This is a genomic window from Rhodopseudomonas palustris (assembly GCF_003591005.1).
Classification (GTDB): domain Bacteria; phylum Pseudomonadota; class Alphaproteobacteria; order Rhizobiales; family Xanthobacteraceae; genus Rhodopseudomonas; species Rhodopseudomonas palustris_K.
The window spans coordinates 33,379-55,709 of sequence record NZ_QYYD01000023.1; the positions used below are offsets into that span (position 1 = coordinate 33,379).

A 22,331-nucleotide genomic window follows, 5' to 3' on the forward strand; every position below is an offset into this window, starting at 1 on the left:
CTCTCGTTAAAGGCTGGCTTTGACGAGCACGGCGACGCCATAAATCGCGATGAACCCGGTGATCGCCTTGTCGTAAGCCTTCCCGGAAGCACGCGGGAAAATGATCCGCCCAACGAGGCAATACGCGATGGTGGCAATGACCGCAGACATTGAGCCATGCGCCCCGAGGGCGTCGGGTTTAAGGAGTGCGATCGTCGCGATCTGCACGACACCGAACGCCAAATAATAGGTAGCGATCGTGCCCCTGATTTCCGGCTTCTCCCTATGCACGGCTGCCGCATAAACAGATAGCAGCGCACCCCCCATGTTCGTGAACCCGTGGAGAACGCCCATTGCTACAAGGTATGGCTTCTCCGCATATACGATAAGCCGCGCCAGACGCTTTTGCAGGGCCGCGTTGACGCGAATGGCCGAAACCAGAAGCATCGTTGCGCCGATGACGAGGTCGATCTTGGCATGCAGGTCGAAGACGAGCACGACTGCCAGCCCGGCCACTAACGGCACCAGGCAGACAAGAAGGCGCCCCTGCGCCAAAGACGCGCGCGCCTGATCGAAACTCCCGACGACCTGAATCGTCGAGATCGCCAGCGAGGCCGGCAGAAGCCAGCCAAGAGCAATCGGGAAAGGCAGCCCCAAGAGAAGAAGCGTCGGTGTCCCGAAGACCAGAAGGCCCATTCCGAACACGGACTGAATGACAGAGAACGCGAAGATAACGCCGATAATGGCAACAGTCTGGTCCATCTAATCTTACCTCCGAGATCAATAGCTGTCCGAAGGGCTAAGCCGTTGCCAGCCAGCGTTCACCATTTTCGACGTCATGCCCGATCGTGCCGACCCGAAACGTCTGAAAGCTGTTTAGATATTGTCGATCATCACCAAGGTTGGCGCTAACGACCAACACCACGTCATCGTCGGCAAGGATTGCGCGTTGCCGCAACTCATTCAGCGTCTCGATGGATGAACTATCTTGCCAACCGAGCCGAGGGACGTGGACACCCTGAACGCCCGGCACCAAATTCAGGCTGCGGGCAACGAGTTGATCGGAATGTGCCGCGATGATCGGCTGTTCCACAAGCGCCGCAGCGACGAGGCCGGCTGCATAACCGCTACGGGACAGCACAACGATCTTGTTGACAGGGAGCGTCGTCGCGAGAGAACGGATCGCACGCGCAATCTCGTTCGAAGGTTGGTCTTTGAGGCCGTTGCCGGTGATATGCCCTTGAGCGACAAGCGAGATACTTTTCAGCCGCGCCACGGCCTCGATCGGATAACGACCGATCGCGGTTTCTCCAGACAGCATCAGCAGGCTGGCACCATCGATCACTGCATTGGTGATGTCGCCGATTTCTGCCTTGGTTGGATAGGGATTGTCGATCATGGTATGCAGAAGCTCGGTGGCGACGATGACCGGCTTGCCGTACGTCCTGCCCACGCCGATGATCAGCTTCTGAAGTAGAGAGACCTGATCGACATCGGTTTCCACCGAAAGATCGCCCCTATCGATCATGATCACATCGGCTGCGCCGATAACATCGTCCAAGTGATCCAGCCCGCCCTGGTTCTCGACCTTCGCGACAATTCGAGGCGTGATGCCACCGATCAGGTCGCGGATCGCCTCGACGTGCAAGGCGCTCTCAACGAAGCTGATGCCGACATAGTCGACGCCGTTATCCTTCGCAAACCGAACCATGTTGCGATCATGGTCTGTTACCAGTTCGCGGCCCAACACGACCTCCGGAACATTGATGCCTTTCCGGCTTCGCAGCGTTCCGTCGCCCGTCGCACGCACATGGATGTCGCGCCCTTCGATGTGAGTCACAATAAACGACAGCGTGCCGTCATCCGCATAGAGTCTGACGCCCGATCGAAGCTGTTCGTGCAGACCATCGAAATTCACCGGCACTTTCAGCGAGCCGTCATGGCTCGTGTCGGTCGTCAAGATGATGGTTTCGCCCGCCTTGAAATTCGGCTCGTGGGCGAGCTGAATAGTTCGGATCTTGCGCCCTGGAATGTCCAGCAGGATCGGCACGTCGGGGACAGCCGTTCGAAGAAGCTCGATCGTCTGTCGGTGCCACTCCATATTGTTATGCGAGCCGTTGAGCCGCGCGACGGTCATGCCCGCTGCACGCAAAGCGACAAGAATTCCAGCCTGAGCCGAAACCGGCCCGATAGTAGCGATAATACCGATTGCACTCATAACAGCGCCCAAATTGATTTATGACAGATTGATGACAGGCGTCCTGCGATGAGTCTATCCGGCTAGAGGAAATAAGAATTCCGAATCGGGAGATAGCCATCTGCCGAGAATGAATGCTGCACGAGCACGGTCAATTGCGCATGGATTATCTGCGCTGCGACGGCACTCGTGACGAAGCTCGACGAATCTTCAGACGCTGCGACTCGAAAATCATGTCGATTACAAAGTGCTGCCGCGCTGGCGCGCCGCCGACGACGATTGAAACTAAGCAGAATAATACCGACATCGCGCGAAACGCGAGCTAATCCAACGCAAGCAGGACGGCCACCACATCCAGCCGCGCTTGAAGACGGCCCGCCCCTCGACGACACCGACCGCAGTTCCGTAAGGTGATCAAGCCGTCGCGAAAGCCGCAGGCCTCAAAGCAAGACCTCTCCCCGTCATTGCGAGCGCAGCGAAGCAATCCAGCACCCCCGTGCACTGGGCTGGATTGCCTCGTCGCTGCGCTCCTCGCAATGACGAGACCACTGAACGGCGCCTTACTACTTCGTTCCCAACAGCGTCGTGTAGCTCGCCGGGATCCAGGCAAAGCGCTCGCCGGAGGGCACGATGTGGCCGATGCCGGGGAACGCGATGTGGGCCGCGGCAATCCACGTGCCGCTGGTGGCGGCATCGGCGAACATCGCGGTGCGCTGGGCTTCGGCGGCGAACGGGTCGCTGTCGTAAGTCAGCGTGATCGCCGGATTGCGAAACTGGATCGGCGCGACGTGAACGAGATCGCCCCATACCAACAGGCGTTGGCCGTTGCTGCTGACTTCGTAAGAGGTGTGGCCCGGCGTGTGACCGCTCGTCGGGATCGCGCGGATGCCCGGCGAGAGTTGCTCGCCGTCCTTGAACGGCTTCAGCCGCCCCGACTCCTGATACGGCTTCAGCGAGGCGCGGTCGCCTTCGAACATCGATTTCAGGAATGCCGGCGCCTTGCCTTCGCTGGCCGGATCGAGCCAGTAATCGACGTCCTTCTGATTGACACGGACGATTGCGTTGGCGAACGCCGCCTTGCCGTTCGGCGCGATGCCGCCGACGTGGTCGGCATGCAGATGCGTCAGATAGATCTCGTCGACCTGCTCGGGCTGATAGCCGGCCGCGCGCAGATTGGCGATCAGATGGCCGCAGCAATCGCCGTAGAGACTGCCGGCGCCACTGTCGATCAGCACCAGCCTGTCGCCGGTGTTGATTAGAAACGCGTTGATGGCGCCTTCGAGCGGGATCGACAGCCGTTCGGCGGCGAGCAGCGCCTCGGCCTCGCCGGGATGCGCCTCGGACAGTTGCACCGCGCGCCGCTTGCCGTCGGCCTCCGTTTCGTTGCGCAGCATCACCTTGCCGACCGGAAACGTGTGGGTGCCGTCGAGCAGCGCGGTGATCTCGAACTGCCCGAGCATCATCCGATAGTAACCGGGCGCCTGGGTGCGGACCTGCGGCGCGGCGGCCGCGGCTATGCCGACGCCAAGTATCGACAATAACAGCGCCACCAAGATCGTTCTGATCGCTTTCATCGAGTATCTCCCTGCGCCACGCAGTTAGTTTCGCGCCGCCTTGACATCCTGCGGCTTCACGCGGCCCGGTTTTCCGCCGAAATGGCCGATCACGTAGTTGGCGACCGCGGCGATCTCGTCGTCGGAGTAAGCCGCCGCGAAGGCCGGCATCGCGCCGGTCGGCGAGCTGACGGCGACGCCTTGCAGCACCGTGCGGATGACGTTGGCGCCCTCGACGTCGTTGACGCTGCGAGCGCCGCGCAGCGAGGCGTTGCCGGTCTGGCGGCCCGAGCCGTCCCAGCCGTGACAGCTGGCGCAGGCCGAGGCAAAGATGCGCCGGCCGGTCGGATTGGCGCCGCTCTCAGCAGCGGGCAGCCACGGCGCCGCGCTCGCCAGCGTCGTCGGGTTGGGATTGATCGGCGGCGACAGTGCCGAGCGCTGTGGCGGCACGGTCTTCAGATACGCGGTGATCGCCGCGATGTCGTCGCGCGGCAGCCGGCCGAGGCTGAACTTGATCGCCTCCGCCATGCCGCCGGAAGCGCCGCCATGGCCCGGTGCGTGGCCGGTCGCGAGATACGCGCTGATCTCGGCGTCGGACCAGCGGCCGATCCCGGTCTCGGGGTCGGGCGTGATGTTGTAGGCCTTGTAGCCGTCGACCACCGCGCCGGCGAACTTCTCGCTGCGCTTCATCGCGAACATGACGTTGCGCGGCGTATGGCACTCGCCGCAATGCGCCAGCGCTTCGACGAGGTAAGCGCCCTTGTTCCATTGCGCATCGCGCTGCGGTGACGGCCGCCACGGCTGCGCCGGCATGAACAGCAGCTTCCAGGCGCGCAGCACGAAGCGCTGATTGAACGGGAAGCTCAGCGTGTTGACCGGCTGCTGCGTCGCGACCGGCCGCAGCGTCGCGAGGTGAGCGCGGATCGCCAACACGTCGTCGGTGGAAAGCAGCGCGTAGGACGTATAGGGCAGCGCCGGATACAGATCCTCGCCTCCGCGGCCGATGCCCTGATGCAGCGCGCGGACGAATTCGGCGTCTGACCATTGGCCGATGCCGGTGGTGGCGTCGGGCGTGATGTTGGTCGAGTAGATCGTGCCGAACGGCAGCTTGAAGGCACGGCCGCCGGCGAACGGCTTGCCGCCGGGCGCGGTGTGGCAGCTTTCACAATCTGCCGCCGTCGTGAGATACGCGCCGCGCGCAATCAGCGCCGCACCGGCGGGCTGATTGGGCGAGGCTTGAACCTGCGTCAGCTTCGCCGGCCAGAAGAAGAACCAGCCAGCCAGCACGGCCGCCACAACGATGAGACCAGTAGTGATGGTGAGGATGCGCGTCACGATGCGTTCCGGGCCATAAGCGCCGTCGTGTCGATCGGCAGCCGCCGCAGCCGCACGCCGGTGGCGGCGAAAATCGCGTTGGCGAGCGCCGGCGCGGCTGACACGGTGCCGACCTCGCCAAGCCCGCCGGGCGGCTCGCGGCTATCAACCAGATGCACTTCGACCGAGGGCGTCTCGTTGATGCGGAGCTGACGATAGTCGTTGAAATTGCTCTCCTGCACGCGGCCGTTGGCGAAGGTGATGCCGTTGAACAGCGCCGCCGACAGCCCGAACAACACGCCGCCCTCGATCTGGGCGCGGACGATGTCCGGATTGATCAGGACGCCGCAATCGACCGCAGCGACGGCCTTGCGCAGCGTTACTTCGCCCGAGGCCGCCACCGCGACTTCGATCACCAGCGCTGCGAAGCTCCCGAAGTTCTGATGCAGCGACACGCCGCGGCCGATCCGGCCGCCCAGCGGCGCGCCCCACTTCGCTTTCTCGATTGCGACATCGAGCACATGCCGGGCGCGAACGTTGTCGGCCGGCAGCAGCGCGCGGCGATAATCGACCGGATCGCGGCCGGCGCTATGCGCCAGCTCATCGACGAAACTCTCGAGCACGAACACATTGTGGGTCGGCCCGACGCCGCGCCACCAGTTCAGCCGGATCGGCGGATCGTGCCGGACCCAGTCGACCCGTATGTTCGGGAACGCGTAGGGGCTGTCCCAGGAGCCGTCGACGGCGTCCTTGTCGAGCTTGCCCTGCGGCCAGCCGTTGTCGTCGAAATCCTTGCGCACGGTGCCGGAGGTGGTCCGATGCGTCCAGGCGATCGGCAGGCCGTTCTCATCGAGACCGGCGCTGAAGCGGTCGTAGTAAGACGGCCGGAAGCGGTCGTGCTGGATGTCCTGCTCGCGCGTCCAGATCACTTTGAGCGGATAGGGTACCTGCTTGGCGAAGCGTACTGCCTGCTCAATGGTGTCGGCCTGCAGCCGTCGTCCGAAGCCGCCGCCGATCAGCTGATTGTGGACCGCGACCTTCTCGACCGGCAGGCCGGTGATCTGCGCCGCATGGCGCTGCGCCACCGCCGGTGTCTGCGTGCCGACCCAGATGTCGCAACCGTCCGGCCGCACATGCACCGTGGTGTTGATCGGCTCCATCGTAGCATGGGCGAGAAACGGCATCTCGTAGTCGGCATCGACGCGGCGCCTGGCTCGCGCGAACGCCGCATCGACATCGCCATGCTTCAGCGCCTCGATCGGCGCGACGCTCGCTGACGCCGCCTTGGCGTCCTGCCGCATGCTGTCCGACGACAGGCTGGCATTGGCGCCAAAGTCCCAATCGAGATCCAGCGCATCGCAGCCAGTCTTGGCGGCCCAGTAATGCTCGCCGACCACCGCGACTGCGTCGTCGACGCGTAGCACCTCGATCACACCCGGCAATTGCCGCGCCTTGGTATCGTCCACTGCGCGCAGCGTGCCGCCGGCGACCGGGCAGATCGCCAGCACCGCCGTCTTCATGCCGGGCACGTCGATGTCGATGCCGTAGACCGCGCTGCCGTCGACCTTGCTGGGCGTATCGATCCGCTTCAGGCTCTTGCCGATCAGTTTGTAGTCGGCCGGCGCTTTCAGCCGCGGCTGCGTCGGGATCGGCAGTGCCGCGGCTTCCGCCGCGACCTCCGCATAGGGCAGCGACCGGCCACTCGGCGTGTGCGTGATGGTGCCGTCGCGGGTGACGCAATCAGTCGCATCGACCCGCCAGCGCTGCGCGGCCGCGGTGACCAGCATCTGGCGCGCCGCAGCGCCAGCCTCGCGCAGCGGCGCCCAGAAGCCGCGGATTGAGGTCGAGCCGCCGGTGAGCTGCGCCTTGAACAGCGGCTGCGCGTACAGCGCGACATCCGGCGGCGCCGCCACCGCGGTGATCTGGTCGAGCCGGACGTCGAGCTCTTCGGCGAGCAGCGCCGCCTCGGCGGTGTAGATGCCCTGCCCCATCTCGACGCTCGGCATCACCAGCGAGATCTCGCCGCCCGGCGCGATGCGGACGAAGCCGCCGAGCTGCGCCGGCGATGGCACAGCGGCCGGCTCGAGCGGCACGGCGTGCGCCTTGTCGGGCCGCACGAAGGCAATCACCAGCGCGCCGGCGAGAAACGCGCGGCGCGACGGCCCACGGGGATTGTTCTGAGACGCGTTCATGTCGCCGCCGCCTTGATGGCGGCGCGGATCCGCACATAGGTGGCGCAGCGGCAGATGTTACCGGCCATCGCCGCATCGATCGTGGCGTCGTCCGGTTTGGCTTCACGGCCGAGCAGCGCCACCGCGCTCATGATCTGGCCGGATTGGCAGTAGCCGCATTGCACGACTTCGAGATCGAGCCAGGCCTGCCGCACCTTGCGGCCGGCCTCGGTGTCGCCGACGCCTTCGATCGTGGTGATGGCGCGGCCGCCGACGCTGCCGACCGGCAGTACGCAGGACCGCACCGGCTGCTGATCGAGATGCACCGTGCAGGCGCCGCATTGCGCGATGCCGCAGCCGAACTTGGTGCCGCGCAGCTTGATCCGATCGCGCAGCACCCACAATAGCGGCATGTCGTCCGGCGCATCCACCGCATAGTCGCGGCCGTTGACTTTGAGTGCCAGCATCGTGTTCCCGTCCAGCTCACAGCGTGAGTATCAGCCGGTGCCGCGGCGGCCTCTTGTCGATTTGCGTCGCGGGTTGGACGAGTCGATCACCGGATACGCATCATCCCTTCCAGCCCTGCAGGAACTCGATCAGCAGATTGGTAACGATCTCGGGCTGTTCCTCGTGCGGCAGGTGTCCGCATTGCGGGATCGCGGCGGCGCGCAGGTCACTCGCCATCTCGCGCCACACCGCCTCCATATCGAACAGCTTGCCGACCGCCCCGAAATCCGCGCCCCACAGCGACAGCGTCGGGCAGGCGATCTTGATGCCGGCGTCGGCGAGGTCCTGGGCGATATCGTCGGCGCCGGCGCCATAGTCCGACAGCGCGCCACGCACGCCGCCCTCGGCCGCGAACGCCTTCACGTAAGCGGCGATCGCATCCTCGGTGATACTCTTGGGGTCATGGCACCAGTCGGTGAAGAAATGGCGCAGCCAGATTTCTTCGCGGCCGGCGATCAGCGCCTCCGGCAGGTCGGCGACCTGGTGAAACAGGAAGAACCAATATTGCCGGGCGATCCTGGCGTTCATGTCGCGCGCCACGATGCGGGTCGGCACGTTGTCCATCACCACCAGCCGATCGACCAGATCGGGATGATCCTTGGTCAGCCGCGTCGCCACCCGCGCGCCGCGATCGTGGCCGATCAGCGCGAACTTGCCGATGCCGAGCGCCTGCGCCAGCGCCACGATGTCGCTCGCCATGGTGCGCTTGTCGTAGCCGCCGGTCGGCTTGTCGGTGTCGCCATAGCCGCGCAGATCCGGCGCGATCACCCGATACTGCTTCGCCAGCACGGGAAGCTGAAACCGCCACGCATAGCTCGTCTCCGGAAAGCCGTGCAGCAGGACCACCGGCGGCCCAGACCCGGCCTCGCGATAAAACTGCCGGATGCCATTGGCGCGGATCGTGGCGTGGCGCGGTTCGGACATCGGCAGGCTCCTCAGGCATCGGGCTCGACAGCAGCGAGCGCTGTGGAGCGTCGCGTCCTAGGCTGAGGATAGTCAGGCCGGGCTGCGCCGGATTGCAGCCTTGTGCGGCCGATTGGACGCTTGCATGCAGGCCATCGGACGACGCTCGGCGGACCGACCGACTTCTGCGCTCAATCGGCGCCGGCTTTCAGCGCGTCGATGAGTTGGCCGACCGCCTCCAGCCTGTCCGCGGGGTCGATGCTCCGCTTCAGCAGCAATCGCCCGTCGTGCCGCACCACGCCCTGCGGAAGCTCGGCCGGCCCGGGCTGATCGCGCAACGTCAGCGCAATCCCGTTCGGGCCGGCATCGATCCGCGCGATGCCGAGTTCGCGGCATTGCAAGCTCAGCGTCGCCAGCGCCAACAGATGATCGACCTCCTGCGGCGCCGCGCCAAACCGCACGGCGATCTCGTCGCCGAGTTCTTCGATCTCCGTTTCGGTTCCGGCGCGGGCGAGCCGCACGTACAGATCGAGCCGGGTCGCCTCGTCGGGCACGTAGCTGGACGGCAGCAGCGATTCGACGTCGAGATGCAGGTCCGGCGTCCAGAAATCATCGAGACGCCGCGGCTTTCCCCCGGTCGCCTGCGCCAGCAGATGATGAGTGAGCGCTGCGCCGAACATCTGGACGTGGCCGGCCTGTTGTTCCGACAGCAGATCGCCGGCGCCGCGCAGATCGAGATCGCGGGCGCTGATCGCAAATCCGGCGCCCGGCCTGCTCAGCTCCTCGAGCGCATCGATCCGCGTTTGTGCGGCAGCGCCGGGGTCGTCGCTCAGCAAGTACGCATACGCGCGGATGCCGCCGCGCCCGACCCGGCCGCGCAGCTGATGCAACTGCGCCAGCCCGAACCGCTCCGGCTCGCAGATCACGATGGTGTTGGCGCGCGGAATGTCGAGACCGTTCTCGATGATATTGGTGGCGAGCAGGATATCGGCCCGCCCAGCCACGAACTGCATCATGCAGTCTTCGATCTCGGCGACCGGCATCCGCCCATGCAGCGTCAGCACGCGGAGCTCCGGCACATGCTGTTGCAGCCGCTCCGCCATCGGCGCCAGATCCTTGATCCGTGGGCAGATGACGAAGCTCTGGCCGCGCCGGCGATGCTCGCGCCGCAGCGCGATCGCCAGCGATGAATCGGCCAGCGGCCCGGTGGTCGTCACCACCGGCACACGCTGCACCGGCGGCGTCGCGATCACGCTGATGTCGCGCAGCCCGGACAGCGCACCCGCCAGCGTGCGCGGGATCGGCGTCGCGCTCATCGTCAGCGTATGTACGCCGCAGCGCAGCGCCGCGAGCTTGGCCTTCTCGGCGGCGCCGAAATGCTGCTCCTCGTCGATGATCACCAACCCGAGATCGGCGAAGCCGACATCCTTCGCGGTCAGCGCCTGGGTGCCGACCACGACCGCGAGCGAGCCGTCGCCGAGGCGCTGCTTGATCCGCCGCGCTTCCGCGGCCGATGTCATCCGCGACAGATGCCCGACTTCGACGCCGAGTGCGGCGAAACGCTTTGCGAAATTCGCCGCATGCTGCCGGGCCAGCACCGTCGTCGGCACCACGAGCGCGACCTGCTTGCCGGATAGCACCGTCGCAGCCGCGGCGCGCAGCGCCACCTCGGTCTTGCCGAAGCCGACATCACCGCAGACGATGCGGTCCATCGGATGGCCGGATGCGAGATCGCGCAGCACGTCCTCGACCGCGCTGATCTGATCGGGCGTCGGAAAGTAAGGAAACTGCGCGACGAAGCGTTCGTACTCCGCACCCGGCGGGCTGATCTTCGCAGCGGGCGTGGCGCGCCGCGTCGCGACCGCCTCCGCCATCGTCCGCGCGACCTGCCCGAGCTCGCGCTCGACCTCACTTTTGCGCGCCTGCCAGGTCGAGCCGTCGGCGTCGTCGAGCTTGAGCCCGCCGGGATCGCTCGAATACGGCCAGACCAGAGCGAGATCGCTGACCGGACACAGCGCCGTCTCGTCGCCGGCGAAACGCAGCCGGATCATCTCGGCGGTCGGCAGGCCGGGCGACGCCACCTGCTCCAAGCCTTCGAGCACCGCGAGGCCGCGCTGCAGATGCACCACCGCCCCGCCCAACACCGGACGAGCGGTGAGGTCCGCCGGCTCCGCGCGCCGCGCCATCGGCTGCAGGTGATGGGCGCGGCTGCCCAGCACCTCGGCGGCGCTGATCACGATGCGCGGCGGCTTGGTCGTCATCCGAAAGCCGGCTTCGAGATCGACCAGCACGGAGGCGATGCCGCCGTCCGGCGCGCGCAGCGCCTTCTGCCAGGCGAGCCGCGGTGCGTTCTCGCCGGCGAGCCGCTGCATGCGCGCCAGATCCTGCGGCGTCGCCGCCGTGAAGATGATGCGCGCGCCCTGCTCGCGGCTGTCCGCGATGAAGCGGCGCAGCGCCGCTCGGGGCGCCCGCGCCTGGGAGAATTCCGGCACCGGCTCGCGCGCCGCCGTCGCGGGCAGCACTGTCATCGCGGCGCGAGCCGCCTGCCATTCGCGGCGGCCGGTGAAACTCGCCTTGCTGTCCGCATCGGCATCGCTGCGCTCGATCGCGCTCAGCCGCGCGTCGACACGGCCGGGCACGTCGGCATCGGCGATCAGACTGGCCTCGCGCAAGTAAGTAAAGATGCCGACCGCTTTGGCCGCGCCCGTCGCTGCCGCGCTCACCTCCCGCTCCGACATCGGATCGATCACCACCGCATCCAGCGCCTCGCCGCCGGTCGAGACGCCGGGCGTGAAGCTGCGAATGCCGCTGATGACGCCGTCACCAAGTTCGATCCGCAGCGGCGACAGCGCGCCCGCCGGATAGGCCTCGATCGACTGGCCGTGCACCAGCGCGCCGCCCGGGTAGTCGGCCGGCTCGTCGAGATCGTAGCCACAGCTTTGCAGACGTTCGGCCAGCGCATCGATCTCGAACGGTTGGCCGACTTCCAACCGGAGACTTGCACCGCCCCACTCCGTCGGCGGCGGCACATACGGCAGCATCGCCTCGACAGTCGTGATCAGCAGCGGAGGATCTGCGCTTTCGGCCAGACGCCGGAGCACGTGACTGCGCCGGCCCGCGATCTCGCGCGATGGTTCGAGCTGTTCGAACGGCAGAGTGTCGAACCGCGGCAGCACCACCACGCCGCACTGCGGGTCGAACGCGTGGAGAATAGCTCCGAGCCGCTCGGCGCGGGCCTCGTCGCGCGCGATGAAGACGAGACCTTTGGATCCGGATTTGCGCCGCCGCTGCAACAGGCCGATGGCCAACAGACCTAGCGGAGCGGCCGAGGAGATCTGCTGCTTCGCTTGTTTGGAAGCTGATCCAGCCTTCGCCCGGCTCCGCGTCTTCGCCGGCGCTTTGGCAATGCTCCGCGTCGGACGTTCGGATGGCGGGGCCGTCGCGTCGCCGTCCGGTTGGCGCATATCGGCCAACTCAGCGCAACCGCGGCTCAATGATCGTCGGTATATCCGGCAAGCCCATGTGACCATTGCCGGTGATCGCCGGCGTATCGTTGCGGTGAGCTTCGGGCTTGAGTGGCGCGGCCATCACGGGTCCTTCCATTGCCCGCGATAAGCCGCTGACACCGCGCTTGGTTCCTGGAAGACAGGTCCGGCTGACAGGGCCACCCCTGCGTCACGCGCTCTCGATTAACGTCCTCGCCACCGCGCGTGAAAATCGCCCAGCGTGTGCTGCGAGCGTTCCAGCATCGGCTTGAGAGCACGCATCCGCTCGCCCTGGGCGCGGGCTGCTTTGGCGACTTCGCGTTCGATCGCGTCGAGGTCGACGCCGAGCACGCGGCCGTCGCCGACGATGCGGCGGCCGGCGACATAGACGTCCTTGACGTGCGCGGTGGTGGCGCGGGTCAGCGCCACCTCCATCGGATCGATCATGCCGTCGATCAAATCGTAGGCGAGCGCGTCGTAGTCGAGCACGACGAGATCGCCCGGCGCACCGGCGGTGACTTCCCCATAACCGTCCCGATTGTTGACCGCCTTGAAGCCGTTGCGGTGCCAGCCGTCGAACAGCAGCTGCTGCGTCAGCGGCGCCGGGCTGGCATCGAGCGAGAACAGCCAGTGGCCGACGCGTAGCTCGCGAAATGCGTCCTCGTCATCGTCGATCGAGAACGAGTCGATGCCGAACGAGAACTTCATCCCGGCCTTGATGTAGTCGCCGACGGGCGCGATGCCCGAGCGCAGCCGCAGGTTCGAGCTCATGTTGATGGCGATCTGCGCGTCCTGCTCCGCCATGATGCGGATGTCGTCGGGCCGCAGCCAGACGCCATGTGCTCCGGTGAAGCGTGGGCTGATGACGCCGAGATTCGCCAGATGCGGGATGAAGCCGTCCGGATAGGTCTCGTCGGCCCAGCGGCGCTGAATCGAGGTTTCGAGCAGATGCGTCGTGACGCGCCGCCCGTCGCGAGCCGACGCCTCCGCCACCGCCGCCAGCAACGCATCCGAGCACGCCTGCGGACTGTTCGGACCGTACTGCACCGACACCGTCGGCCCGTCGATGCGCCGGCCGATGTCGGCGACGAGGTCCATGTAGGTCGCCGGGCTCGGGAACGGATACAGCCAGGTCTTCTCGATGAAGTCGCGGTCCTGCGCCGGATGCAGCCGCAGCAGTTCGGCATCGTTGCCGTAGCCTAGCGTCTGCTGGTCGCGCAGCGGCACCACCAGCGCCAGCCGGACGCCCACGTCCCGCGCCGCGCGCGCGATGATCTCGGCATCCTCGGCGAGCCGGTCGACCTTGATCGACGAATAGACGTGCATCACCGAACCGACGCCGGCCCGTGCCAGCCGCCCGAACGCCAGCGCCGAATTGAGGTAGAGGTCAATCGGCGGCTGCGCGTACAGCGCGGCGCGCCAGATCTCGAAGGTCTGGTCGCGGGCGCCGAACGCGATGTGATGCAGGCCGCGGACGTGGTCGTGCGCATCGACCAACGCCGGCATCGCCAGCAGCCCCTTGCCCTGCCCCTCCGCGGCGCCGACCGATCCGATCCGATCGTCCGCGAATGTGACGGATGCGTCGCGGCGCATCTCGCCTCGGCCGGGAGCCATGGCCAGATACTCGACGTTCAATCCGGCTGCAGCGTTCATCATCACTCCTTGGGCTTAGAGCCTGACTCAAAACTAAGGCCGAACACTCGGCCGCCTCTTGCAGTCGTTAGTTTGCTCAAAAATTCCGTCAGGGTCGGGCTTGTCCCGGCCATCCACACCTTGTCTGCATTGCCCTCAGCAAGGCGTGGAGGCCCGGTACAAGGACGGGCATGACGCGCGGAGAGGGATGTCCTGATTTCAGAGGGCACATTTTCGGTCAGGCTGTTAAGAGAAATACGCGTCGGCGATCGCGTCGCTCGCCAGCGCATCGCTCATCGCGCCGCGCCAGGCGACGCGGCCGGTCGCCAGCACGATGCAGTCGTCGGCGAGCGCGCGGGCGATCTCGAGATTCTGCTCGACCAGCAGAATGCCGATGCCGCGCTCGCGAATCTGCTGCACGATGCCGATCATCGACCGTGTGATGCCGACCGCGAGGCCGGCAGACGGCTCGTCCAGCAGCATCACTTTCGGATTGGTGATCAGCGCGCGGCCGATCGCCAGCATCTGTTGCTCACCGCCGGACAACGAGCCGGCGAGCTGCGACTTGCGCGATGCCAGCGCCGGAAACATTTCGTAAATGGTGTCGAGCGGCAGCGGCGGCCGGCCGCGCGGCGCCGACATCCCGGCGCGCAGAGTTTCGTCGACGCTGAAGTTCGGGAACAGCTCGCGCCATTGCGGCACCAGCGCGAGTCCGCCGCGCACGATGGTACTCGCGGGCTTGCGGGTGATGTCGCGGCCATCGAAGGTCACGCGGCCACCCGACGCCGGCAGCAGCCCGGCGATCGCTTCGACGCTCGAGGTCTTGCCTGCACCGTTAGCTCCGAGCAGCGCCAGGCATCGGCCGCTCTCGATCTCCAGATCGAGCGCGTGCACCACTTCGACCGAGCCGTACGCGACCTTCAAATTTTCGACGCGCAGCATCACGCGGCCTCTTCGACTTCGCCGAAATAGATCCGGCGGACATCCTTGCGGGCGATCACGTCCGCGGGATCGCCTTCCGCGATCAATCGGCCGTTGGCCATCACCGACAGGCGGTCGCACAGCGACGCAAGAAAGCCGATGTTGTGCTCGACCACCAGCATGGTGGCGCCGAGCTCGGCGTTCAGCGACTTAAGTAACTGCACGATCTGCTCGACCTCGTGATGGCTAACGCCGGACACCGGTTCGTCGAGCAGGATCAGCCGCGGTCGCGACACGATCGCGCGGGCGATCTCGAGCCGGCGCTGATCGCCGAGCGACAGCTTGCCGGCTGGCGCGTCGATCAGTCCGCCAAGCCCGACGGCGCCCAGTGCCCACCTCGCCTGCTCGTCTTCGCGGCGGCTGGCGGCGCCGGCCAGCGCCCAGTCGAAGCTGCGGCGCAGCGAAGCCCCGACCTGATTGCGCCCGAGGCCGACGATGACGTTCTCGCGGCAGGTCAGCGTCGGGAAGATCGCGACGTTTTGGAACGTCCGCGTCACGCCGAGGCTGGCGCGGTCCTCGACGCGTCCGCGGGTGACGTCCTCGCCGAACAGATGCACCGCGCCTTCGTCGGGACGAACGAAACCGGAGACCATGTTGAATAGCGTGGTCTTGCCTGCGCCATTCGGCCCCATCACGCCGTGCAGGCTGCCGACGGCGACATCGAGGTCGACATGATCGACCGCCGTCAGCGCGTCATAGCGCTTGACCACGCCGGTGGTGATCAGCGCGCGGTCGGTGGTCGCTGTCCACGACGAAGTTCGGGCCGGCGCAGCAATCGTTGCCGCCCTACCCACGGCGGGCTCCGGGCCAATGACCCGCACACCGCTTGCCTGCCGCCGGCTGAACCGCGCGAACAGATCGGTCAGGCCGCCGCGAAAGTACACGATGATCACCAGCACGATTGCCGACAGGATCAGCTCGATAAAGCCGGCGATCGGTCGCAGCACTTCCGGCAAAATCCGCAGCAGGCTGCCGCCGAGCGCCCCACCCCACACCGATCCGAGGCCGCCGACGATCGGATAGGCCAGGTTGAGGATCGACGTGTGCAGGCCGAAGCTTTCCGGATCGATGATGCGAAACCGCGGCGCGCTCACCGCAGCCGCCATCGCCACGGCGGCCGAACTCACTGCAAAGGCGGCGATCAGATAGTGCTCGGGCCGGATTCCGAACGCGCGGGCGCCGACCTCGTTGATCGCCAGCGCGCGCAGGTTCTTGCCGAACGGGCCATAAAGCAGGATCAGCAGCGGCATCATCGCCAGCGCGCAGAACACCGCGGCGACGACGAGGTTGGCCATGTCGGACGTGATGGCATGGCCGAAGATCGTCGGTACCGGCACGTTGAGGCCTTCGGCGCCGCCGCTCAGCCCCTTGCTCTCGCGGATCGCGATGATGACGATCGACTGAAAAACCAGTGTCACCAGCGCGAGATTGTGGCCGCGAAACCGCACCGCCGGCACCGCAAGCACAATTCCCGCAACTGCGCCGACGATGCCGGCAACCAGCACCGCGATCGGAAAAGGGCAGACCAGATGGATCATCAGCAGCGCTGCGGTGTAGGCCCCCAGCGCCTGAAACGCACCGGTCGCCAGCGAAATGCAGCGCGCGAAGCTGATCAGCACCGTCAGCCCCATGCCGATGATGATCGCGGTGGCCGCGAGCGACAGCACGTAGCGCCAATAGTCATTGGCCAGCGCGCCGACGACCAGGAACGCCGCGAGCACTGCCGCCGGAACGACGAAGATGTTGATCAGACGGCGGTCAGACATGTCGTCGTTTCGCTTCCGGGAATAGTCCCTCCGGTCGCACCAGCAGGACGCAGAACAGAATGAAGAAGCTGATCGCCGTACCCAACGTGCTGGAGACATAGGCCGCCGCCAGCGTCTCGATGATTCCGAGCAGGATGCCGCCGATCAGCGCACCGCCGAGCGAATCGAAGCCGCCGATCACCGCGGCGATGAAGGCCGACGAGATGATGAACACCGCAAGATCCGGCGAGACGCCCTTGCTCGGGGCCGCAAACGCGCCGGCGAGCCCGGCGAGCGCCGAGCCGAGAAACCAGGTGGTGACGTAGACTCCTTCGACCGAGTAGCCGCACAGCTGCGCACCGCGGCTGTTCGACGCCATCGCCCGCATGCTGCGGCCGAGCGGCAGGTAGCGGAACGTCACCAGCGCGGCGAGGCCGGTCGCGAGCGCGCCGAGCGTGACCCAGAGCTGCTCGCGTGTGACGATCACCACCGAGCCGCCGAACTCGATCAGGAACGGGCGGCCCTTGAACACCGCGGGCACGGCGAGCAGTTCGGAATTCTCGGCAAGCCGAAACGCCTCGGACAGCAGCGTGCCGAGGAAGATCGTGCCGACGATGACGATGAATAAATCGGCCTTGCGCAGCGGCCGGAGCACCGAGATCTCGAGGAACGCACCGAGCGCGCCGATGAGGATCGGCACCAGCACATAGGCGGTCCAGTACGGCCATTCATAGACGACGACGATCTGGTAAGTGGCAAACGCGCCGAGCATGACCAGGCCGCCATGCGCGAAGTTGACCGTTCTGGTGGCCTTGTGAATGACCACCAGTCCGATCGCTGCGAGTGCATAGACGGCGCCGATCTTGGCGCCGCCCAGCAGTGTCATCAGCAGTTCGGCCATGAGCGTTCCTCGAGCTGCGCGCCGGTCAGTCGACGACCTGCCAGATGCCGTCCTTGATCTTGGCCCGGCCCATCACCCGGTTGCCCTGATGATCGGTCTCGGAGAACGACTCCGGATAGATGACGTCGGCGCCGCCGAGCTTGGACGGCTTGGCATCCTTGAGATTGCTCCACGAGGCGATCAGGCTCTTCCAGGTCAGGTCCTGGCCGGCATTCTTGATCGCCTGGGCCAGCACGTAGGTGCCGCCATAGGCGACGAGGTCGTAGATGTTCGGGCGGCCCTGCGGCGGCTGGCCGAAGCGCTGAATCCAGGCGTCGCGAAATTGCTTCATCGCCGGCACCGCCTGCGCGGGGAAGAACGGCGTGTTCGAATAGCCCCAGACGTTGGGCGGGTTCTTCTCGCCGAGAATCGGCACGATGGCGTCGTTGACGGCAGAGCCGTCGAGCACCCAGACGACGTCCGACAGCCCCTTCTCGGGCGCCTGCTTCATCGCGAAGCCGGCTTCGGCGAAGCTGCCGAGCACGATCACCGCATCGACCCGGTCGCGGGCGAACTTGATCAGCTGCGAGGTGAAGTCGCGCGCGCCCTGGTCGAATTCCTCGACCACCGTCTCCACCGGCAGCTTGCCCAGGATCGGCATCACCGCCGCCTTGTTGGCCTGCGGAAACGCGTAGGTGCCGATCAGCAGGCCGATCTTCTTGGCTTTCGGATTGGCCTGGAATACGCGATCGACCAGCGCCTGAGCGGAATCCGCCGAGGACGGCATCGCGCTGTGGAACACATTGGCGGCGAATGGCGTCCGGATGATCGGGGTCGCGCCGAACAGATTGTAGGTCGGAATCCCCTTCTCGCGGACGTAGTCGGCCGCCGCGGCGGCGCCGGTGCTGCCGGACGCCAGAACCAGCAGGAACACACCGTCGCTTTCGACCAGCTTCTTGGCCGCCGCGACGCTCTCGGCCGGCGTGAAGGCGTGCTCGAAATTCAGCTTCAGCTTGCGCCCATTGATGCCGCCGGCCTGATTGATCTGTTCGATGGCGAGTTGCATGCCATCACGGCCGGGCACGCCCATGAACGACGTAGCGCCCGTCAGCGGCCCCACCGCGCCGACCGTCACCTCGGTCGCCGTCACGCCCGGCGACTGCGCGGCCGCCGGCAGGGGAAGTAACGCCAACGCAGCTGCGATCAGCGGGAGAGAGCGTTTCAAGCGAAGCATTCGTTTGGACTCCTGTCAGTCACCAGATCATCGCTCGGATCGTAGCAACAACCGTACCACCAGCTTAATCATTGAAATTGCTGCTTAATTTTGATCGACACGGAAATCTCGCCAGTGCGCCCCGATCGATCAGGCAGCAACTGCATGCTATTTCATCATTTTTGCATACAAATTTCTGCCGTCCTGATGGCGGCGAAGACTTTTTCCGGCGTGAGCGGCATATCGAGATGGCGAACACCAAGGGGCGCAAGCGCGTCCAGCGCCGCATTGACGAAGGCCGGGCTGCTGCCGGTTGCGGCCGACTCGCCAATCCCCTTCACCCCCAGCGGGTTGCTATCGTCCCATTGCTGCGACAATCGGGTGCCGATGGTCGGCAGGTCCGCTGCGCGGGCGACGCCATAGTCCATCAGGCTGCCGCTCATCAGCTGCCCGTCGGATGCGTAGGCAATGCGCTCGCTCCACGCTTGCCCAATGCCTTGAGCCACGCCGCCGTGCAGCTGTCCGGTCACCAGCATCGGGTTGATGATGCGGCCGGCGTCCTGCGCGACGCCGAAGGCGACGATCGTGACGTCTCCCGTATCCGGATCGACTTCGACCTCGCAAGCATGACAGCCGATCGGCAGGCCCTGCCCGCTGCCGTCGAAGCTCGCCGACACCGCGAACTCCGGCTCGGCCTCGAAGATCTCGCTCCACCCGACGACGCGGTTTGTCACCGAGGCGCGGAACAGGCCATCCGAAAATGCAACGTCGCTGCTACCACAATCCAGCAGCCGCGCCGCGATGCTCTTCGCAGCTTCGACCGCTCGCGCTGACGCCACATGCACCGACGAGCCGCCCAGCGTCAGGGACCACGAAGCTGCCGTCCCGACGCCGTCGGGGATCTGCGCGGTGTCGGATTGAACGAAAGCGAGCCGTGCCAGCGGCAGCCCGAGGCATTGCGACGCGATCTGCAGAAAGCTGGTCTCATGGCCATGGCCGGCGGAGCCCGACCCGACCATCACGGCGAGCTTGCCGCCGCGATGCCGCAGGTGCACCGGGATCGGCTCGTGCGAGCCGTGCAGATCTTCGGCATAGAGCGCGACGCCGAGACCGCGCAGACGGCCACGCTTGCGCGCCTGCTTGCGCCGAGCGGCGAAGCCGGCGTGATCGATACACGCCAGCGCATCGTCGAGCTTGGCGGCGAAGTCGGCCCGCTCGAACGTCGTCCCGAGCGGCGAGACGCAAGGCTGTGCGGCGAGCGCGATCAGGTTGCGCCGGCGCACGTCGATCGGATCGAGATTGTAGTCGCGCGCGATCACGTCGATCAGGCGCTCGCAGCACTGCACGTTTTCCGGCCGGCCGGCGCCGCGAAACGGGCTGGTGCAGGCGGTGTTGGTCAGTACGCCCTGCACCCGGGCATGCGCGGCCGGGATCGCGTACACCCCCGTGAGGTGCGTCAGACCGTTGAGCACCGGCACGATCGCGCGCGGCGCGGTGTACGCGCCGATATTCATCAGCCGCGTCGCGCGGATGGCGCGGATGCGCGCCCCGGCATCGACGGCGGCCGCGATCGTGAAGACGTTGTCGCGGCCATGGCAGTCGCTCTGCAACGCCTCGGAGCGCTCGGCGACCCACTTCACCGCACGGCCGAGCCGGCGCGCCGCCTCCAGGCACAGCACGTATTCGGGATACAGACCATTCTTCTGGCCGAACCCGCCGCCGGTGTCGGGCGCAACGACGCGCATCCGCTCTCGGCCGACCTTGAAGACACGATCGGCCAGCGCCCGCTGCAGGATGTGAACGCGCTGCGTGCTGACATACAGCGTAAAGTCGCCGCCGGCGAAAGCGCCGACACAGGCACGCGTTTCCAATGGCAAAGCATCGATGCGGTTGGAGACGACGTCGAGCTCGATGACCCGATCCGCGGTCGCAAACGCCGCATCGACGGCGTCGGCATCGCCCTCGTGGTGATCAAACACGACGTTCGTGGCGCTGCCGCTCCAGGCCAGCACCTGATCCGACAGCGCCTCCGTGGGATCGACGATCGCCGGCAGGATGTCGTAATCGGCGACGATCGCCTCCGCGGCATCGCGCGCCTGCACCAGCGTTTCTGCGACCACGAATGCGACCGTGTCGCCGACAAAACGGACGAAGCCGTCAGCAAGGATCGGCTGCTCGGCGCAATGTGCATGCGGCACCGGCTCGCCCGGCGGCGGGATATCGAGCGGCACCTTCGACAGGCCGGCTTCCCGCAGATCCGAGTAGCTCAGAACGAGCCGGACACCCGGCATCGCCCGGACAACTTCGAGATCGAGGCCGGTCAGCCGCGCGTGGCCGTGCGGCGAGCGCAAAACGACGCCATGCAGCACGTCTGGCAGATCGAGATCATCGAGAAAGCGGCCATGGCCGCGCAGAAACCGGTCGTCCTCGAGGCGCCGAACGCTTTGTCCGATCAGCTCGGTGGTTCGTGAAGGATCCTGCTCCTGCTCGCCTCTTGGCTGGTTCATGCGCGGCCCGCGCCTTCGTCGCCTTGGCTGGCGAGCGCCATGGTGACGTCCGCGAGGACGCGCGCGCCGGCCGTGACGTGATCCGGCTCGGCCCACTCCGCCGGGTTATGACTGATGCCGCCGCGGCACGGGATGAAGATCATCCCGGTCGGGCAGATGTAGTGCAGCTGCCGCGCATCGTGCCCCGCCGCCGAGTAGATCGGCATCGCCGGAAGTTCGGCCGCCTCGGCGGCCGTGGTAATCGCGGCGCGGATCTGTGGCGCAAAATCCAGTGATGGCGCGTGCGCGATCTGATCGAGCGTGGCGCTGCACGGACCGCACTCGTCCGCGACGATGCGGCGGATTTCGGCATCGATGCGATCCACCACGGCGTCGTCGACGTGACGCAGATCGATCGAGAAATACGCTTCCTCCGGCACGACCGACGGCGCGTTCGGTGTCAGCCGCATCATGCCGACCGTCAGCATCACGTCCGCCGGATCGCTCGCGACGGCGTCGATCGCGCGGATCATCCGTACCGCAGCCATCAGCGCATCCTTGCGCTCGGCCCGCAGCGTCGTGCCGGCATGCGCCGCCTCGCCGCGCACGCGGACCCGGTAGCGGCGCGTGCCCTGAATGCCGGTGACCACACCGATCGGAACGCCGGCACGCTCGAGCAGCGGCGCCTGCTCGATATGCGCCTCGACGAAGGCCGCCGGCCGCCAGCCGAACGGCCGCTGCGGCACGTCGACATCGCGCGCCAGGACACGTTCCGCCGCTTCGCGCACGGTGCATCCCGCTGCGTCCGTGACGGCCAGCAGCGTCTCCAGCGGCTTGACGCCGGCGAACGCTTCAGAGCCGGACATGCCGGGCGCAAAGCGCGAGCCCTCTTCGTTGGTCCACGCCACCACTTCGATCGAGCGCAACGGCTGCTCGCCGCTGGCGCGGATCGCCTCGATCACTTCGAGAGCGGCCAGCACCCCGAACGCGCCATCGAACTTGCCGCCTGTCGGCTGCGAGTCGATATGCGAGCCGATCAGCACCGGCGACAGATCGGGGCGGCTGCCCTCCAGCCGCAGGAACAGGTTGGCGATCGGATCGGTGAACGGCTGCAGACCAAGCTCACGTCCCCAGCCGATCAGTTGCGCGCGCGCCTCGGCTTCCACGTCGGACAATGCCGGGCGATCGACGCCGCCATCCGCCCGCGCGCCATAGTTCGCCAGCAGCATCAGGCGATCCCACAGCCGCTGTCCGTTGACGTGATGCGAAAGGCGCTGCCGCATAT

The 22,331-nt window shown here is 66.4% G+C and carries 15 protein-coding genes; all 15 read right to left on the minus strand.

Translation table 11 applies throughout. The annotated features are described in order from the left end of the window. Positions 1 to 6: 6 nt before the first annotated feature. The 15 genes from D4Q52_RS20235 to D4Q52_RS20305 all read right to left on the minus strand — a co-directional run bounded on the left by D4Q52_RS20235 (position 7) and on the right by D4Q52_RS20305 (position 22,329). Positions 7 to 741, minus strand: a complete 735-nt coding sequence (locus D4Q52_RS20235; RefSeq protein WP_119858376.1) for a TSUP family transporter — start codon at positions 739 to 741, stop codon at positions 7 to 9. 37 nt (positions 742 to 778) lie between these two features. Continuing rightward, positions 779 to 2,197 carry a pyruvate kinase gene (gene pyk / locus D4Q52_RS20240; RefSeq protein WP_119858377.1) on the minus strand — a complete coding sequence of 473 codons (1,419 nt, stop codon included), beginning with the start codon at positions 2,195 to 2,197 and terminating at the stop codon, positions 779 to 781. A 542-nt stretch (positions 2,198 to 2,739) separates the two neighbouring features. Beyond that, the gene (locus D4Q52_RS20245; RefSeq protein ID WP_119858378.1) at positions 2,740 to 3,750 is read right to left on the minus strand and encodes an MBL fold metallo-hydrolase; all 1,011 of its coding nucleotides are present in this window, start codon (positions 3,748 to 3,750) and stop codon (positions 2,740 to 2,742) included. Positions 3,751 to 3,774: 24 nt separating this feature from the next. After that, positions 3,775 to 5,064 (minus strand): c-type cytochrome, encoded by a 1,290-nt coding sequence (locus D4Q52_RS20250; protein WP_119858379.1) that lies wholly within the window; start codon positions 5,062 to 5,064, stop codon positions 3,775 to 3,777. Beyond that, positions 5,061 to 7,235 (minus strand): xanthine dehydrogenase family protein molybdopterin-binding subunit, encoded by a 2,175-nt coding sequence (locus D4Q52_RS20255; RefSeq protein WP_119858380.1) that lies wholly within the window; start codon positions 7,233 to 7,235, stop codon positions 5,061 to 5,063. The genes D4Q52_RS20250 and D4Q52_RS20255 overlap by 4 nt, the downstream gene beginning before the upstream one ends. After that, entirely contained in the window at positions 7,232 to 7,681 is a 450-nt protein-coding gene (locus tag D4Q52_RS20260; RefSeq protein WP_119858381.1) for a (2Fe-2S)-binding protein, read from the minus strand. The genes D4Q52_RS20255 and D4Q52_RS20260 overlap by 4 nt, the downstream gene beginning before the upstream one ends. Positions 7,682 to 7,781: 100 nt before the next feature. After that, positions 7,782 to 8,645 carry an alpha/beta fold hydrolase gene (locus tag D4Q52_RS20265; RefSeq protein ID WP_119858382.1) on the minus strand — a complete coding sequence of 288 codons (864 nt, stop codon included), beginning with the start codon at positions 8,643 to 8,645 and terminating at the stop codon, positions 7,782 to 7,784. Positions 8,646 to 8,815: 170 nt separating this feature from the next. Then, positions 8,816 to 11,932, minus strand: a complete 3,117-nt coding sequence (locus D4Q52_RS20270; RefSeq protein ID WP_234831268.1) for a helicase-related protein — start codon at positions 11,930 to 11,932, stop codon at positions 8,816 to 8,818. 381 nt (positions 11,933 to 12,313) lie between these two features. After that, positions 12,314 to 13,762, minus strand: a complete 1,449-nt coding sequence (locus D4Q52_RS20275; RefSeq protein ID WP_182915380.1) for an amidohydrolase family protein — start codon at positions 13,760 to 13,762, stop codon at positions 12,314 to 12,316. Between the two features lie 225 nt (positions 13,763 to 13,987). Further along, positions 13,988 to 14,683: an ABC transporter ATP-binding protein gene (locus D4Q52_RS20280; protein ID WP_119858384.1), complete on the minus strand. Its 696-nt coding sequence runs from the start codon at positions 14,681 to 14,683 to the stop codon at positions 13,988 to 13,990. After that, on the minus strand, positions 14,683 to 16,488 hold the full coding sequence (locus D4Q52_RS20285; RefSeq protein ID WP_182915381.1) for an ABC transporter permease subunit: 1,806 nt from the start codon (positions 16,486 to 16,488) through the stop codon (positions 14,683 to 14,685). The genes D4Q52_RS20280 and D4Q52_RS20285 overlap by 1 nt, the downstream gene beginning before the upstream one ends. Further along, positions 16,481 to 17,368 carry a branched-chain amino acid ABC transporter permease gene (locus tag D4Q52_RS20290; protein WP_119858386.1) on the minus strand — a complete coding sequence of 296 codons (888 nt, stop codon included), beginning with the start codon at positions 17,366 to 17,368 and terminating at the stop codon, positions 16,481 to 16,483. Before D4Q52_RS20290 ends, D4Q52_RS20285 begins: the two co-directional genes overlap by 8 nt. A 25-nt stretch (positions 17,369 to 17,393) precedes the next feature. After that, a complete protein-coding gene (locus D4Q52_RS20295) occupies positions 17,394 to 18,572 on the minus strand; it encodes an ABC transporter substrate-binding protein (RefSeq protein ID WP_182915382.1) in 1,179 nt (392 codons plus the stop codon). Between the two features lie 164 nt (positions 18,573 to 18,736). Further along, positions 18,737 to 21,067: a xanthine dehydrogenase family protein molybdopterin-binding subunit gene (locus tag D4Q52_RS20300; protein ID WP_119858388.1), complete on the minus strand. Its 2,331-nt coding sequence runs from the start codon at positions 21,065 to 21,067 to the stop codon at positions 18,737 to 18,739. After that, positions 21,064 to 22,329, minus strand: coding sequence for a M20 family metallo-hydrolase (locus tag D4Q52_RS20305; RefSeq protein WP_119858389.1), 1,266 nt, complete (start codon positions 22,327 to 22,329; stop codon positions 21,064 to 21,066). The genes D4Q52_RS20300 and D4Q52_RS20305 overlap by 4 nt, the downstream gene beginning before the upstream one ends. Positions 22,330 to 22,331 lie beyond the last annotated feature (2 nt).

What these genes read in the sequence shown, in the direction of transcription:
- D4Q52_RS20275 (WP_182915380.1), bottom strand. Translation starts at nt 13,762, where the DNA reads ATGAACGCTGCAGCCGGATTGAACGTCGAGTATCTGGCCATGGCTCCC.
- D4Q52_RS20285 (WP_182915381.1), bottom strand. Translation starts at nt 16,488, where the DNA reads ATGTCTGACCGCCGTCTGATCAACATCTTCGTCGTTCCGGCGGCAGTG.
- D4Q52_RS20260 (WP_119858381.1), bottom strand. Translation starts at nt 7,681, where the DNA reads ATGCTGGCACTCAAAGTCAACGGCCGCGACTATGCGGTGGATGCGCCG.
- D4Q52_RS20245 (WP_119858378.1), bottom strand. Translation starts at nt 3,750, where the DNA reads ATGAAAGCGATCAGAACGATCTTGGTGGCGCTGTTATTGTCGATACTT.
- D4Q52_RS20280 (WP_119858384.1), bottom strand. Translation starts at nt 14,683, where the DNA reads ATGCTGCGCGTCGAAAATTTGAAGGTCGCGTACGGCTCGGTCGAAGTG.
- D4Q52_RS20265 (WP_119858382.1), bottom strand. Translation starts at nt 8,645, where the DNA reads ATGTCCGAACCGCGCCACGCCACGATCCGCGCCAATGGCATCCGGCAG.
- D4Q52_RS20290 (WP_119858386.1), bottom strand. Translation starts at nt 17,368, where the DNA reads ATGGCCGAACTGCTGATGACACTGCTGGGCGGCGCCAAGATCGGCGCC.
- D4Q52_RS20300 (WP_119858388.1), bottom strand. Translation starts at nt 21,067, where the DNA reads ATGAACCAGCCAAGAGGCGAGCAGGAGCAGGATCCTTCACGAACCACC.
- pyk (WP_119858377.1), bottom strand. Translation starts at nt 2,197, where the DNA reads ATGAGTGCAATCGGTATTATCGCTACTATCGGGCCGGTTTCGGCTCAG.
- D4Q52_RS20305 (WP_119858389.1), bottom strand. Translation starts at nt 22,329, where the DNA reads ATGCGGCAGCGCCTTTCGCATCACGTCAACGGACAGCGGCTGTGGGAT.
- D4Q52_RS20235 (WP_119858376.1), bottom strand. Translation starts at nt 741, where the DNA reads ATGGACCAGACTGTTGCCATTATCGGCGTTATCTTCGCGTTCTCTGTC.
- D4Q52_RS20255 (WP_119858380.1), bottom strand. Translation starts at nt 7,235, where the DNA reads ATGAACGCGTCTCAGAACAATCCCCGTGGGCCGTCGCGCCGCGCGTTT.